Raw genomic sequence first — 13,341 nt, 5'->3', positions numbered from 1 at the left:
TATGTGGTTAGCTACTTTTCGGTTGGGTTCTTCTTACCATCCAACAACTTCTCTACAGTTTTTTGTATACGTTCTAACCGAGTTTTTTCCTGTTTTGCAGTGATAATCCAAAGGACATATTCTTTGCGATTACTATAAGATAACGATTCATAGAAACTTAAAGCATTGCTATGTTGTGCTAATTCTGCTTTTAAATCTTCTGGAAGTGTTACAGTTTTATTGGCAACATCAACATAATTGCTGTAATCGCTGGTTTGTATTTCTGCATTACCACGACCAGATTTCTTTTGTGCTTCAACAGGTTTAATTCTTATGGCAGTCCAAGTTTCATTTATCGCTGCAGATGCACAAGGTGTTAAATTGAAGGTCTTTAAATAGTCCCAACCCATCATTAAATTTAAGTCGCTAGCCAATTTAGATTTTGCTTTAGGATAAAGAATCCAACAGATGGTTTTATCATTAATCAACTTGGCTTCTTGATTTAACGCAGCTAATAGCTCAGCTTTTGTAATAGCGAAAATTAATAAACCACTATAGTTTTCTACATCATTAAATGCTACAGTTATATCTGACGAAATATCACCAACGATATTTGTAAAGTTTTCTGGCGCATTTAATACTTTAACTTTGAAACCAGATTTGATTTGAAGCTTTTTTAAAAGTAGGTTTTCCATAATGTCGTTTAATTATTGGTCGGTCTGTCCTTCGACAAGCTCAGGATGACAAAACTACAATCTTAATTTCGCGAAGAAATCCCAAAGCACAATACCTGCAGAAATTACAATGTTAAAAGAGTGTTTTGTTCCAAATTGCGGGATTTCGATACATTCATCAATATTTTGCATGGCTTCGTCACTTACACCATTTACTTCATTACCAAAAATCAAAGCATATTTTGCAGCTACTGAAGGTTTAAAAGTATTAAGCATGGTGCTATTTTCAGCTTGTTCAATGGCGATGATTTGATAACCTTGTTCCCTTAGTGAATCAATGGCAGCTAAAGTATCTTCAAAATGTTCCCATTCTACAGATTGTGTTGCACCTAAGGCAGTTTTTTCTATCTCACGGTGCGGGGGTTGTGCAGTAATGCCACAAAGAATTACTTTTTCGATTGAGAATCCATCCGCCGTGCGAAAAACAGAACCTACGTTGTGCATACTTCTCACATTATCTAATACCACAACAACAGGCAGTTTTTCTTGCTCTTTAAATTCTTGGATATCTACACGATTAAGTTCGTCGAGTTTTAGTTTTCTCATTGTTTGGTTTTACCACAGGTCCATAGCCATAACTTCTCTGTGATTTTAATTTTTAGTAATTTAATTTTTGGTTGGTGGGGACATCAACCAGGGAAATCATAATCTGCGAATCTGCGGCTAAATTAAATTCTTCCCACACCATTACCAATCTGATGTACATAAATTGCAGCAGGATAGCCAACTTTGTCTACATAATAATCAGTTAGTTTTTTAGCAAAGTCTTCTTCTTGTCCCTTTTTAAGCAGAGCAATGGCACAACCACCAAAACCAGCACCAGTCATTCTTGCACCAATAACATGTTCGTAATCCTTACAGAAATCTACCACAGCATCTAATTCTTTTCCAGAAACTTCATACAATTCTCTTAAAGATTGATGTGAAGCATACATTAATCTACCAAACTCTTCTAATTGTCCTGCGTTTAATGCTTTAGCAGCTAAATGAACCCTATCATTTTCCTTCACTACGTGAGTTGTTCTTTTTAAAACAGTTTCATCAGTAATTAAATGACTATGTAATGCAAATTTCTCTGCCGTTAACTCACATAGGTTGTTAATGTTAATTGCTGTTTGTAAGGTCTTCAAAGCAGTTTGGCACTCTTCATACCTTTCATTGTATTTAGATTCTTCAAGTTTTCTAGCTTTATTTGTATTGATAATTGCCAAAACGTAATCACCTAAATCACAATCTACAATTTTGTATTTCAATGAATCACAGTTTAACACAATGGCTTTGTTAGCTTCACCAAAAGCAACAGAAAACTGATCCATGATACCAGAATTTAAACCAATGAAGATATTTTCTACTCTTTTAGAAAGTTTAACTAATTCTAGTTTATCGTGACCTAAATTATAATAATCGTTTAAAGCATAAGCGGTTAAAATCTCAATAGATGCAGAAGATGATAAACCAGAGCCAATTGGGATGTTTCCAAAATACAATAAATCTAATCCACCTGAAAGCCAATCGAACTGTTGTAATTCATGAAAAACACCTAATGGATAGTTATACCAATCATTTCCATTTTTTGTGTAGCTTTTTTGAATTTCAATGGTTTTATCGCCTTCAAAATTCACACTACTAAATCTAATTACATTATCATTGTTTGGTGCTAAAAGTAACCAAGTACCTGCTGTGATGGCACATGGCATTACTAATCCGCCATTATAATCAATATGTTCTCCTATTAAATTTACTCTACCTGGAGCGAAGTAAGATGCGGTTGGTTGTTGATTGTATTTCTCTAAAAATTTATCTACTAATTGGTCTTTCATAAAAAATATTTTACTGGAATATTTCTGAGTTTAAATTGTAATTTAGCCAGCAAGCTAAGATACAATTTATGAAAGTAAAGCAAATAAATACAGGCATTTTTATTGATAAAAAAGAAGTAATTGCGGTCGAATTAACCAATGACAAAGGCAGTTTGGTAAAGATTTTCAATTATGGTACCATCATCAACAAATTTATAGTTACAAATGCCAAGGGCGATAAACAAGATATCGTTTTAGGATTTGATGAATTTGAAGGATATATTAACCCAGATTACTTAAAAAATTACCCATATTTGGGAGCTATTATTGGTCGTTATGCCAATAGAATTAAAGGTGGGAAATTTGAAATAGATGGAGTTGAATATCAACTAGCTCAAACCAATGGTGATGATTGTTTGCACGGTGGGGTAGAAGGGTTTGACAAAAAAGTTTGGGACATAATCGACATTGCTGAAGAACCTCATGCAAAGGTTACTTTTCAATATTTCAGCCTTGATGGCGAAGAGAATTTTCCTGGCGATTTAGCGATTCAATTAAGTTTTGAGTTAACCAATAATGATGAATTAATTTTAACGTATTCTGGAGATACCGATGAAGCTACAGCCGTAAATTTAACTCATCATAGCTATTTTAACCTATCACCAACTGGTGGAAACATAAAAAATCATATTCATCAGATGAATGTCTCATACTGGCTGGAACAAGATTCTAACAGTGTGGTAACAGGAAAACTATTGCCTGTGGAAGGAACGCATCACGATTTTAGAAAAGGCAAAGCCATTGGTGATGGTTGGGATGAAAAGTTAGGTTACGATCAAACCTATGTTTTAGATAAAGAATATGGAAGCTTGACATTAGCTAGTAAAACTACTGAAACCAATAGTGGCTTAACTTTGTTAGTGTATAGTACAGAACCTGTTGCCCATTTATACACCTCTAAATATTTAGGGGTAAAAAATGGAAAAGGAGGTGTGGATTATAATGAATTTGATGCTTTTTGTGTAGAAACGCAACATCATCCAAATGGCATTAACATTCCTGATTTTCCTAGCACGGTTTTACAACCTGATGAGGTGTACAGCCAAACCACGATTTACAAAGTTGTAAGTCAATAAATTTAGAAATTATGCTTAACCTAGAAGAAATACATATCGCAGAATCAAAAGTAAAAAGCGGCGCAGATTTTCCAGCTTTTATTCAAGAACTTAAAGCGATGGGCGTTACCAGAAATGATGTGTACGTTATTAACGGTATGTCTACTTATTTTGGCGAAGGTGATGAAACAGTTCAAGGTCCGCCGATTTATGAAGATTTGATTATTGAACCAGAATCATCAATAAGTGGCATTCGCGAAGCTCTAAAGGTTCATCAAAATGGAGAAACCGATTACCAAACTTTTTGTAGGCAAGCTGCAGTAGCAGGGGTGGAGAAGTGGGTTACAGATTTAAATGAGATGACGGTTACTTATTTAGATACAGCTGGAAACGAACTAGTGGTAGAGAAAATTCCAGAAGCCTAAATTAAATTCTGTCAAGTACCATTTGAATTGCTTTATCTACAATTTTATTAGGATCATTGCTAAATTCAAATTTAACACGACTAGCCAAAATTGCATTAACAGAGAGTGCTTTATGTCCTAGTGTTTTAGCTAGGGCATAAATGCCAGCTGTTTCCATTTCTAAATTGGTAATTCTATTTGTCCCACCTTTAAAACTATTTAATTGACTGATAAAATTCGGAACTGCATTTTTAGCTCTTACTTGTCGGCCTTGTGGTGCATAAAATCCTGGTGCTGTAACTGTAATTCCTTTTTCCATGTCTTTACCTACCGTTTGCAGTAAAGTAGAATCTGCGGCAGTTAAGTAGGGATGAATCCCTTTGATATGCGAAAAGTGAGATTTAATGCTATCTAATAAACTATGTTCATCTCCAGACATTTGTTGAATGTAATAATGCATCAAGGCATCAAAACCTAAGCCATAAGTAGAAGCTAGAATTGTTCCCATAGGGATATCTGGTTGAACAGCCCCAGATGTACCCACACGAATGATATTCAAGGATTTTAGTTCTTTTTTAATCTCCCTTGTTTCGAAATCGATGTTAACCAAAGCATCTAATTCATTAAAAACGATATCGATATTATCAGTACCAATACCTGTTGAAATAACGGTGATTCGTTTTTTACCCAAATAGCCTGTGTGTGTAATGAACTCTCTTTTACCCTTTTTAAGCTCTATTGAATCAAAGTATTTACTTATTTCTCCAACACGGTCTAAATCCCCCACTGTGATTATTGTATCAGCAATATCTTCTGGTAATAGGTTTAGATGATAAATACTTCCATCTGGATTGATGATTAAATCGGCTTCTGATAATTTCATAAATGGTTCATTAGTGTCATTTGTTTCCCGAAAAATCGGGATTTCGCTTTGCTCAACATTGCCCTTTGCTTTAGCTTACGGGAAAGGAATAACAAACTTAATAAAAATAGTTTGTTGGTTCATCTAGCTAGCAACATCATATCGAACGCAGCGCAGCGAGGTGATATCTATAAGTCGAGTTGCTTAACAGATTTCTCCTATCGTCGAAATGACGGTCCGCTAAACAGTCGCCAAATACCTTAGCTCAATTCCCTCAACCTTTTCCAATTTACCTAAAACAATGTTGAGATTAGATTTGCGGACTTCAAACTTGATTACACAATTGGTGTCAAATTCTTGGTTTATAATTTCTAAGTTTTCGTCTTTTACAATTCGCATGACTTGATTCATTGCCAAATAATCAAAGTTAAGTTGGTAAATGTCATTTACAGTTTTAGTAACGATTTTATTTTCTTTAATTGCCTCTACCGTAGCGGTTTTATAAGCATTAATTAAACCAGCAACGCCTAATAAGGTTCCGCCAAAATAGCGAACAACTACAACTAAAATATTGGTGATATCTGCAGAAAGTAGTGTGTTTAAAATCGGTCGACCAGCGGTGCCAGACGGTTCTCCATCATCATTTAGCTTGAATACATTTCTATCTGGGGTTAAACGTAAAGCCCAGCAGAAATGCCTAGCTTTTGTATGTTCACCCCTTAATTTAGCAATGATTTCCTTAACTTCAGTCTCACTCTTTAAAGGATAAGCATAGGCGATAAACTTACTGCCTTTATCCCTAAAAATACCTTCGGAGGTTTTTAAAATAGTTTGGTAAGTATCATCGAACAGCATGTAATTTCGATAAAGTGATCAAGATTATTGCTGCTAATGCTAAGGCTAGTCCGAAGTAATTCCATTTGCTTAAACGCTCTTTGAATATCACAATTCCAATAAAACTTCCAGCTATGATAACCCCGATATTCATTGCTGCAAATACAGTAGAAGGATTATCTGACATCGCTTTGTGCGCTTTTAGATAAAATAGAATATTACCAAAATTGAATAAACCAAGGATACAGCCGCATATAAAATTTATCAACTGTAATTTGGTTTTCTTGGTTATTGCCAAATACAAAATGTAGATAAGCGATAAAATAAAAGCAATGCAGAAAATAATGAAAAGCGATGTTGTATAAGGGATAACGGTAATTTGACTAACTAATTTGAAACAAACATCTATGGTGCCAAAACCTACAAAAACAAGTAGCAAATACAACCAACCATTTTTAGAAGAGGGATTTCCAGATTTACGGTACATTGTGAAAATGATGGCAATAAAACCTAAAATTAGACCTACATATTTTAAACGGTCAAAATGCTCATTGAATAAGAAATAAGCTGCACAAAGTGATATAAATAAGGATAAACGTTGTGCAATATCTGTTCTTGCCAAACCTGTTAATCTTACAGCAAAACCTTGAACCAAAAATATAACAGGAAGTAAAATGCCTATTGCAAAGTAAATTGGTGTGCTGATATGCGTACCAATAGTGCTAAAATCTGGTTTAAAGAAAAAAACACTCAAGCCAATAGCGAATAGATAGTTCCACGTTACGGCTTGCATGATATTAATTTGATAACGTTTGGCCAATTTTAAAAGAACACCAACCGTAACGCTACAAATTATACTTAATATTAAATAAATCATTCTTTATATATGCTGAGTTATTGTTAATTCATCATCGCCAATTTGCATATGTTCAATTACATTTCCAATTAACTGTGGCGCTTTAATACCATTTTCCCAAACTGTTTTGGCTGTAAAAACTCTTGCTTCATCCCATAAACCTGCTTCAATAAACTGGTTTAGCATTTGGGCTCCACCTTCAATAATTACAGATTGAATATCCATTAAATACAACTGAAAGGCTAATTTTTGAGCTAAATAAAACTGCATGTCTTCCATCTGCACAAAGTAGATATTATCAGTAACATCGGTTTTAACTTCGTTGAAGATAATTGTTTTTGCTTCCTTGTTATAAATGTAATGGGTTGATGGAATGGATAAATTTTTATCAATTATTATTCTGATTGGATTTTTCCCCTCAACATTTCTAGCTGTTAACTGAGGATTATCAACCAATGCAGTTTTTTTACCAACTAAAATTGCATCTTCTTCAGTTCTCCACAGGTGGGTGTATTGTTTTGCCAATGGTCCAGAAATCCATTGCTGAGAGTCATCCGCTGGTGCGAAAAAACCGTTAGCGGTTTGCGCCCATTTTAAAATTATAAATGGTCTTTGCTGTTTAATTCGGGTAAAAAACCTTCGATTTAGATAAGAACATTCTTTTTCTAAAATTCCAGTTTCGACTGCAATACCAGCTGATTTTAGCTTTTCAATCCCTTTTCCATTTACTTCAGAAAACGGGTCTGTGTTGCCGATTACAACTTTTTTGAGTTGATGTTTAACCAGCAAATCTGCACAAGGTGGAGTTTTTCCGAAATGAGCGCAAGGTTCTAAACTCACATAGGCCGTGGCATTTTTTAAAAGGGCAGGGGCTGCTTCAACAAAGTTTGAAAATACATTATTAATGGCATTTACTTCAGCATGGGCTTCACCAATTTTCTGATGATAACCTTCGCCGATTATTTGACCTTCATGAACAATTACGCAACCAACCATAGGGTTTGGGCTCACATTTCCCATTCCTAATTTTGCCAATTCAAGGCAGCGTTGCATATAAAGTTCATCGGTCATTGCTACAAATGTAGGTTATATTTTCGATTTAAGATTTTTGATTTGCGCATTCAATTCGTATGATTATCACTATTTTTACAGCAAATGCAATTAAAACAATTAGCTCAAAATTTTAATGAAAGCTTAACCGCTATTTATCAGGAAGATGAAAGTCATGCTTTGTTTTTGGTTACACTTCAACATCTTTTAAATTTTGGCAGAGCTGATTATCTATTAAAAAAAGAATTAGAAATAACAGATGAAAAAGTTGCTAAGTTTCTTACTATTTTAAATGAACTAAAGACTGGAAGGCCAATTCAATACGTTTTAGGCGAAGCTCATTTTTATGGTTTAACCTTTAAAGTAGATGAATCTGTATTAATTCCAAGACCAGAAACAGAAGAATTGGTGGAATGGATTATTACAGTTTGCAGTTCTCAGTTTTCAGTTGGCAATTCATTACTCCAAACTACAAACCATCAACTCCCAACTATACTTGATATTGGCACAGGAAGCGGTTGTATAGCTATTTCGCTAAAGAAAAACCTTCCCCACACAAAAGTTTATGCATTAGACATTGCAGCAGATACGATAGAAACAGCAAAGCAAAATGCTAATTTAAACAATGTTAAAGTTGAGTTTATTAAGGATGATATTCTTACATCTTCCGTTTTACATCTTCCATTACCCATCTCAATCATCGTTAGCAACCCTCCATACATCAAAGAAGATGAGAAACCATCAATGCATCAAAATGTATTAGCTAATGAACCACATAGGGCATTGTTTGTAAGCAATGAAAATCCGCTAATATTTTATGAAGCAATTGCCGATTTTGCTCTGAAAAACTTATCAGACAATGGATTACTATTCTTTGAAATTAATGAATACCTTGGTGAACAAACGGTTAATTTATTAAAAGATAAAGGTTTTAAAAACATTGAGTTAAGAAAAGATATGCAAGGGAAAGATAGGATGATTAAGACAAATCCCCCAACCCCCAAAGGGGGCTTTTCAGGACGCTAATATACATTTCGCAATCCCCCTTTGGGGGTAAGGGGGATTAACTCCTCGGATGAAATTGCGTAATCACACTTCTCAAATAATCCCTATCCAAGTGTGTATAAATCTCTGTAGTGGTTATGCTTGCGTGTCCAAGCATTTCTTGAACTGCCCTTAAATCGGCACCACCTTCTATTAAATGAGTAGCAAAAGAATGGCGTAAAGTATGTGGGCTGATACTTTTGTGAATACCCGCTTTAGCAGCTAAATCTTTGATTAATGTGAAAACCGAAATACGTGACAACCTACTTCCCAAACGATTTAAAAATATAAAATCTTCATGCCCACGTTTAATGTTCAAATGGACACGTACTTCATTTACATAGATTTCCAATAGTTTTAAAGCGACAGAACCAATCGGCACTAAACGTTCTTTATTCCCTTTTCCAATTACCTTAATAAATTCTGTATCAGCATAAATATTAGAAATCCTCAATTCTACCAATTCCGTAACACGAAGCCCACAACCATAGAGCATTTCAATTATGGCTTTATTACGCATTCCTTCAGGTTTTGAAGCATCAATGGCATCAATTAGTTTATTAATCTCATGAATATTTAAAGTATCTGGAAGTTTTCTAGTTAGTTTAGGAGCTTCTAATAATGCAGTAGGGTCATCTTCGATAATTTCTTCCTGCGTTAAATAATTAAAAAAGGCTTTAATACCAGAAATTACTCTTGCCTGCGTATTGGCTTGCATTCCAATTTCATTTAGCCATGTGATGAATGCCCTCAAATCTGATAATTGTACGAGATTAGGATTTAAATCTTTATCTATAGCCAAATAATATTGGACCAATTTATCTACATCAGTTAAATAAGCTTCAATAGAATGCTTGGAAAGTGAACGTTCTAATTTTAAATAATCCTTAAAACCTTTAAGATAAGATTGGGTATTCATTAAATTTCTTGAGTTTTTTTTATAACATTGCAACGTTACAACATTTCAAACTAAAACGTATGAAAATACAAATAATCAACGGTCCAAATTTAAATCTTTTAGGTTTACGTGAACCTTCTATATATGGCTCAGAAGGATTTGAAACTTATATTTCGCAACTGCGTGAAATGTACAGCATTATAGAAATTGATTATTACCAAAGCAATGTTGAAGGGGAGTTGATTAACAAATTACACGAAGTTGGCTTTTCTTACGATGGCATTATCATTAATGCAGGAGGTTACACACATACTTCTGTAGCAATTGCTGATGCCATTGCAGCTATAAGAACCCCTGTTGTAGAGGTACATATTTCTAATATCTATGCTCGTGAAGAATTTCGCCACGTTTCTTTAACAGGGAAAAACTGTAAAGGCGTTTTAACAGGTTTTGGTTTAGATGGCTATCGTTTAGCAATTGAAAGTTTATTAAAATAATTATGGAGATGAAAAAATACCTATTCATACTAAGCTTGTTTTTTGCCGTTAATGCCCATGCACAAATAACAACAAGAACAACTACAAAATTAGACCAGAATACAGTTGTAAAAGATAGTTCGGGAACAGTTTTGCCTTATGCAATTTGGCAGAAATTAATGGAAACTGGTGAATATAATTTAAGAAGACCACAAGGGTCAGAAGAATTTGTAGCCTACAAAATGAATGATGTCGAGAAAGCAAGGGCAGCTGAAAGAAAAAAAGCGGCGATGCTTAATATGCCAAAACCTCGTCAGGCAGCCTCATTAAAAGAAGGAGAGAAGTTTAACGGTGATAAGTTTACAGACATCAATGGTAATAAATACGATTTAAAAACAGCTGTAGATAAAATTTACGTTATCAATTTTTGGTTTATCAACTGTCCACCTTGCAAGCAAGAAATCCCTGAATTAAACAAAGTAGTAGAAAAATACAAAGACAATAAAGATGTAGTATTTATTGCTGTTGCTTTAGATAGTAAATCTGAGCTTAAAGAGTTTTTGAAAACAACTGCTTTTAACTACAATATAGTAGATGATGGAAGATATTATTCTCAGAAATATGAAATTGATGGTTATCCTACACATGTAATTGTAGGTAAAGATAGCTTGATTAAATTCAGTACAATAGGCTTAACAGGAAATACGGTTTATTGGATAGAAAAAACAATTGGTGAACAATTAAAAGGCATTTAATTACCATCTTAAGTCATTAAACTTCTTTAATTTTTTAACGAAATAAGCCCAGACAATACTGTGTTTATAAACGCCAATATGATTTTTAAAAGGAATCTGTTTGTCGCTTCTTTTTGCAGCTGTTTTATTCAAGTCTCTAAAAAAATGAAAATGAGCTTTAGAAATAGCTAATGTAAATTTAGGTTTCCCTTTTAATAAAAACCGTAACCAAGCTGCAAAATCTAGCCAAATCCTAGCAAAAATTAAGGTATAAGCATCACCCTTTGGCAAATTCTTTTGCATGATAATTAGGTTGTTTCTAAAGTTTAAATAGGTTTTAAAGGGATTAATTGCATTTAATGTGCCGCCACCTAAATGGTAAACTTCTGCATCTGCACAAGCAACAATTCTATAACCCAAGTTCTTTAACCGCCAGCATAAATCTATCTCCTCCATATGGGCAAACAAATCTGCATCTAAGCCATTCACTTCTTTCCAAGCTTTGCTTTTAATAAAAAAAGCAGCACCACTTGCCCAAAAGATATCTGTATTTGAGTTATACTGATTATTGTCTAACTCAACTTCATCAAAAATTCTTCCTCTACAAAATGGGTAAGCGTACAAGTCCATAAATCCACCAGCCGCACCAGCATATTCAAATTGGTCTTTTTCAACTTGATATTTTATTTTTGGTTGAGCAACAGCAATCTTTTCATCGCTCTGCATTAAGTCTATAACTGGTTTAATCCAATTTTCTGGAACTTCAACATCAGAGTTTAGTAGCACAAAATAATCAGCATTTACTCTTTCTAAAATGTGATTATATCCACCAGCAAAACCGTAGTTTTTATCGTTAGTTAGAACAGTTATTTGAGGATAATTTGTTTTGATAAATTCAACGGAATCATCAGTAGAAGCATTATCACCTACTATTATTTGTAAGTTCTGATACTTAGATTGCATAACACTTGGTAAAAATTTTTCTAACAAATTTTTACCATTCCAATTTAAAATTACAACTGCTACACTTGGTGCCATATCTCTAAACTACAAATTTCCATCGCCTATGGCTCCAAAGCCAAAAAGGGGGCTCACGCTGAATGGTTTTATTTAAAAACTCATATAATAAATCGGTTATTTCGTGGCCTTCAGTCGCTTTTGGTTCTTCGCATAATAACAAACAATCAACCTCATAATAACCTCGTTTAACTTTAATTACATCAAAATAAAATATTGGCCTATTAGTCTGTAGTGCTATTTTCTCTAAACCTAACAAAACTGCAGTAGGCTGATTTAACCATTGTAAAGTATACTGTGTTTCTTCCTTAACAGGTGTTTGGTCGGCAGCAAAACAAAACATAGTTGGCTGGTCTTTTGTGGCGATTACCTTTCTTAAAGTTTGGCGCATTGGCACAAATTCATTTCCAAAACGAGTTCTTAGCTTTTGAAACCATTTTTCAAAAACTTCACTGGCCAAAGGCTTATAAATCACATATTCAGTGGCACTAAGGTTTAATCCTAAAGCTAACATACATAATTCCCAATTTCCATAATGACCAGTGCAGGCCAACACACTTTCTCCTTTGCTAAAATAGGCCTCAATTTGGCTTAGACCATTAAATTTAACTCGTTTACGTAGTTCGCTTTCTGAAATTGTATTTAACTTTATGATTTCGAAAATCAAATCTGCCAAATATTTATAAAAGCTTTTTTCTATGCGAATGATTTCTTCAAAACTCTTTTCTGGAAAAGATTTTTGCACATTTTCTCTCACTACTTTTCTTCTATAGCCTATAATATGATAGAGTGGGTAATAAAGTAATCTTGCAAAAAAATGTAGCACAGCTAATGGCAAAAGAGATAACAGATACAAAAAAAATAACCCGATATGCAAAAAGCCTTTTTTAATCATTAATTTCGATGCCTAGATTGCAAACATAAAATAACAGATGCAAAGTTCAGCTATATTTCCACTTTTTTATCTTCCGCCAGTTAGTTACTTCACTGCATTAAAAGAGAATGATTTAAATTTTTTAATAGAAAAACATGAGCATTTCCCAAAGCAAACATTTCGTAATCGAGTAAGTATTGCTTCGCCGGATGGTATATTAGATTTATTTATTCCAGTAATAAAAGGTTCAAAAGTCCGTACACCATTTAAAGATGTTAAAATTAGTTACGATTCAAAATGGCAGCGTTTACATTGGTTAAGCTTACAAACTTGTTATAGAAGTTCTGCTTATTTTGAATATTACGAAGATGGATTAGCTCCATTCTATGAAAAAAAATATGATTTCCTTTTTGATTATAACTTAGAACTATTGAGTTGGCTTTTAAAGCAAATGAAATTTAATTCAACCCTTAATTTTACAGAAGAATATTTTAAGGAAATTGATGGCTTAGATTTGAGAGATAGCTTTAACAAAAAAACAATTCATTCGGTTGAAACGAAAAGCTATTTCCAAGTGTTTAGCGATAGAAATGAATTTATCTCAAACTTAAGTATTGTAGATTTATTGTTTAATCAAGGTCCACAGACAAAATCATATCTTTAAT

Annotated in this window: 16 protein-coding genes; 6 read left to right on the top strand and 10 right to left on the bottom strand. The window is 33.7% G+C overall.

The annotated features are described in order from the left end of the window. Nucleotides 1–11 precede the first annotated feature (11 nt). The 3 genes from R2Q59_RS06280 to R2Q59_RS06270 all read right to left on the bottom strand — a co-directional run bounded on the left by R2Q59_RS06280 (nucleotide 12) and on the right by R2Q59_RS06270 (nucleotide 2,533). On the bottom strand, nucleotides 12–674 hold the full coding sequence (locus R2Q59_RS06280; protein ID WP_316784483.1) for a YdeI/OmpD-associated family protein: 663 nt from the start codon (nucleotides 672–674) through the stop codon (nucleotides 12–14). Between the two features lie 54 nt (nucleotides 675–728). Further along, nucleotides 729–1,259 (bottom strand): RNA methyltransferase, encoded by a 531-nt coding sequence (locus R2Q59_RS06275; protein WP_316784481.1) that lies wholly within the window; start codon nucleotides 1,257–1,259, stop codon nucleotides 729–731. A gap of 122 nt (nucleotides 1,260–1,381) precedes the next feature. Further along, nucleotides 1,382–2,533 (bottom strand): galactokinase, encoded by a 1,152-nt coding sequence (locus R2Q59_RS06270; protein WP_316784479.1) that lies wholly within the window; start codon nucleotides 2,531–2,533, stop codon nucleotides 1,382–1,384. A gap of 68 nt (nucleotides 2,534–2,601) precedes the next feature. Between R2Q59_RS06270 and R2Q59_RS06265 the strand changes: the two genes are divergently transcribed. Together R2Q59_RS06265 and R2Q59_RS06260 are read left to right on the top strand one after the other, a co-directional pair. Beyond that, nucleotides 2,602–3,648: an aldose epimerase family protein gene (locus tag R2Q59_RS06265; protein ID WP_316784477.1), complete on the top strand. Its 1,047-nt coding sequence runs from the start codon at nucleotides 2,602–2,604 to the stop codon at nucleotides 3,646–3,648. 11 nt (nucleotides 3,649–3,659) lie between these two features. After that, nucleotides 3,660–4,052, top strand: a complete 393-nt coding sequence (locus R2Q59_RS06260; protein ID WP_316766995.1) for a DUF1398 domain-containing protein — start codon at nucleotides 3,660–3,662, stop codon at nucleotides 4,050–4,052. A gap of 1 nt (nucleotide 4,053) precedes the next feature. On the opposite strand, the gene R2Q59_RS06255 is transcribed toward R2Q59_RS06260, so the two are convergent. The 4 genes from R2Q59_RS06255 to ribD form a co-directional block, all read right to left on the bottom strand. After that, entirely contained in the window at nucleotides 4,054–4,914 is an 861-nt protein-coding gene (locus R2Q59_RS06255; RefSeq protein WP_316784475.1) for a nucleoside phosphorylase, read from the bottom strand. A gap of 219 nt (nucleotides 4,915–5,133) precedes the next feature. Further along, nucleotides 5,134–5,748: a YigZ family protein gene (locus tag R2Q59_RS06250; RefSeq protein WP_316784473.1), complete on the bottom strand. Its 615-nt coding sequence runs from the start codon at nucleotides 5,746–5,748 to the stop codon at nucleotides 5,134–5,136. Further along, on the bottom strand, nucleotides 5,735–6,604 hold the full coding sequence (locus R2Q59_RS06245) for an EamA family transporter (RefSeq protein WP_316784471.1): 870 nt from the start codon (nucleotides 6,602–6,604) through the stop codon (nucleotides 5,735–5,737). The genes R2Q59_RS06250 and R2Q59_RS06245 overlap by 14 nt, the downstream gene beginning before the upstream one ends. Nucleotides 6,605–6,607: 3 nt before the next feature. Next, nucleotides 6,608–7,654, bottom strand: a complete 1,047-nt coding sequence (ribD, locus tag R2Q59_RS06240) for a bifunctional diaminohydroxyphosphoribosylaminopyrimidine deaminase/5-amino-6-(5-phosphoribosylamino)uracil reductase RibD (protein WP_316784469.1) — start codon at nucleotides 7,652–7,654, stop codon at nucleotides 6,608–6,610. A gap of 84 nt (nucleotides 7,655–7,738) precedes the next feature. Here ribD and prmC point away from each other — a divergent pair, with 84 nt between their 5' ends. After that, a complete protein-coding gene (gene prmC, locus R2Q59_RS06235; protein WP_316784467.1) occupies nucleotides 7,739–8,659 on the top strand; it encodes a peptide chain release factor N(5)-glutamine methyltransferase in 921 nt (306 codons plus the stop codon). 37 nt (nucleotides 8,660–8,696) lie between these two features. Here prmC and xerD read toward each other — a convergent pair whose 3' ends face one another. Beyond that, nucleotides 8,697–9,596 carry a site-specific tyrosine recombinase XerD gene (gene xerD / locus R2Q59_RS06230; RefSeq protein ID WP_316784465.1) on the bottom strand — a complete coding sequence of 300 codons (900 nt, stop codon included), beginning with the start codon at nucleotides 9,594–9,596 and terminating at the stop codon, nucleotides 8,697–8,699. A gap of 59 nt (nucleotides 9,597–9,655) precedes the next feature. Here xerD and aroQ point away from each other — a divergent pair, with 59 nt between their 5' ends. Both aroQ and R2Q59_RS06220 read left to right on the top strand, forming a co-directional pair. After that, nucleotides 9,656–10,072, top strand: coding sequence for a type II 3-dehydroquinate dehydratase (aroQ, locus tag R2Q59_RS06225; protein ID WP_316784463.1), 417 nt, complete (start codon nucleotides 9,656–9,658; stop codon nucleotides 10,070–10,072). Between the two features lie 8 nt (nucleotides 10,073–10,080). After that, nucleotides 10,081–10,806 carry a TlpA disulfide reductase family protein gene (locus tag R2Q59_RS06220; protein WP_316784461.1) on the top strand — a complete coding sequence of 242 codons (726 nt, stop codon included), beginning with the start codon at nucleotides 10,081–10,083 and terminating at the stop codon, nucleotides 10,804–10,806. Here R2Q59_RS06220 and R2Q59_RS06215 read toward each other — a convergent pair whose 3' ends face one another. Together R2Q59_RS06215 and R2Q59_RS06210 are read right to left on the bottom strand one after the other, a co-directional pair. Next, nucleotides 10,807–11,823 carry a glycosyltransferase family 2 protein gene (locus R2Q59_RS06215; RefSeq protein WP_316784459.1) on the bottom strand — a complete coding sequence of 339 codons (1,017 nt, stop codon included), beginning with the start codon at nucleotides 11,821–11,823 and terminating at the stop codon, nucleotides 10,807–10,809. Between the two features lie 4 nt (nucleotides 11,824–11,827). Next, entirely contained in the window at nucleotides 11,828–12,697 is an 870-nt protein-coding gene (locus tag R2Q59_RS06210) for a lysophospholipid acyltransferase family protein (protein ID WP_316784457.1), read from the bottom strand. A gap of 37 nt (nucleotides 12,698–12,734) precedes the next feature. Here R2Q59_RS06210 and R2Q59_RS06205 point away from each other — a divergent pair, with 37 nt between their 5' ends. After that, the gene (locus tag R2Q59_RS06205) at nucleotides 12,735–13,340 is read left to right on the top strand and encodes a WbqC family protein (protein ID WP_316784455.1); all 606 of its coding nucleotides are present in this window, start codon (nucleotides 12,735–12,737) and stop codon (nucleotides 13,338–13,340) included. Nucleotide 13,341: the final 1 nt, after the last annotated feature.

The organism is Pedobacter frigiditerrae (assembly GCF_032678705.1).
In the GTDB taxonomy this organism is placed as follows: Bacteria; Bacteroidota; Bacteroidia; order Sphingobacteriales; family Sphingobacteriaceae; genus Pedobacter; species Pedobacter frigiditerrae_A.
This window is presented reverse-complemented; position numbering and strand designations above follow the sequence as displayed.

Excerpts from the sequence above, each read along its gene's own strand:
- R2Q59_RS06280 (WP_316784483.1), bottom strand. The coding sequence starts at position 674 with ATGGAAAACCTACTTTTAAAAAAGCTTCAAATCAAATCTGGTTTCAAA.
- R2Q59_RS06275 (WP_316784481.1), bottom strand. The coding sequence starts at position 1,259 with ATGAGAAAACTAAAACTCGACGAACTTAATCGTGTAGATATCCAAGAA.
- R2Q59_RS06270 (WP_316784479.1), bottom strand. The coding sequence starts at position 2,533 with ATGAAAGACCAATTAGTAGATAAATTTTTAGAGAAATACAATCAACAA.
- R2Q59_RS06265 (WP_316784477.1), top strand. The coding sequence starts at position 2,602 with ATGAAAGTAAAGCAAATAAATACAGGCATTTTTATTGATAAAAAAGAA.
- R2Q59_RS06260 (WP_316766995.1), top strand. The coding sequence starts at position 3,660 with ATGCTTAACCTAGAAGAAATACATATCGCAGAATCAAAAGTAAAAAGC.
- R2Q59_RS06255 (WP_316784475.1), bottom strand. The coding sequence starts at position 4,914 with ATGAAATTATCAGAAGCCGATTTAATCATCAATCCAGATGGAAGTATT.
- R2Q59_RS06250 (WP_316784473.1), bottom strand. The coding sequence starts at position 5,748 with ATGCTGTTCGATGATACTTACCAAACTATTTTAAAAACCTCCGAAGGT.
- R2Q59_RS06245 (WP_316784471.1), bottom strand. The coding sequence starts at position 6,604 with ATGATTTATTTAATATTAAGTATAATTTGTAGCGTTACGGTTGGTGTT.
- ribD (WP_316784469.1), bottom strand. The coding sequence starts at position 7,654 with ATGACCGATGAACTTTATATGCAACGCTGCCTTGAATTGGCAAAATTA.
- prmC (WP_316784467.1), top strand. The coding sequence starts at position 7,739 with ATGCAATTAAAACAATTAGCTCAAAATTTTAATGAAAGCTTAACCGCT.
- xerD (WP_316784465.1), bottom strand. The coding sequence starts at position 9,596 with ATGAATACCCAATCTTATCTTAAAGGTTTTAAGGATTATTTAAAATTA.
- aroQ (WP_316784463.1), top strand. The coding sequence starts at position 9,656 with ATGAAAATACAAATAATCAACGGTCCAAATTTAAATCTTTTAGGTTTA.
- R2Q59_RS06220 (WP_316784461.1), top strand. The coding sequence starts at position 10,081 with ATGAAAAAATACCTATTCATACTAAGCTTGTTTTTTGCCGTTAATGCC.
- R2Q59_RS06215 (WP_316784459.1), bottom strand. The coding sequence starts at position 11,823 with ATGGCACCAAGTGTAGCAGTTGTAATTTTAAATTGGAATGGTAAAAAT.
- R2Q59_RS06210 (WP_316784457.1), bottom strand. The coding sequence starts at position 12,697 with ATGATTAAAAAAGGCTTTTTGCATATCGGGTTATTTTTTTTGTATCTG.
- R2Q59_RS06205 (WP_316784455.1), top strand. The coding sequence starts at position 12,735 with ATGCAAAGTTCAGCTATATTTCCACTTTTTTATCTTCCGCCAGTTAGT.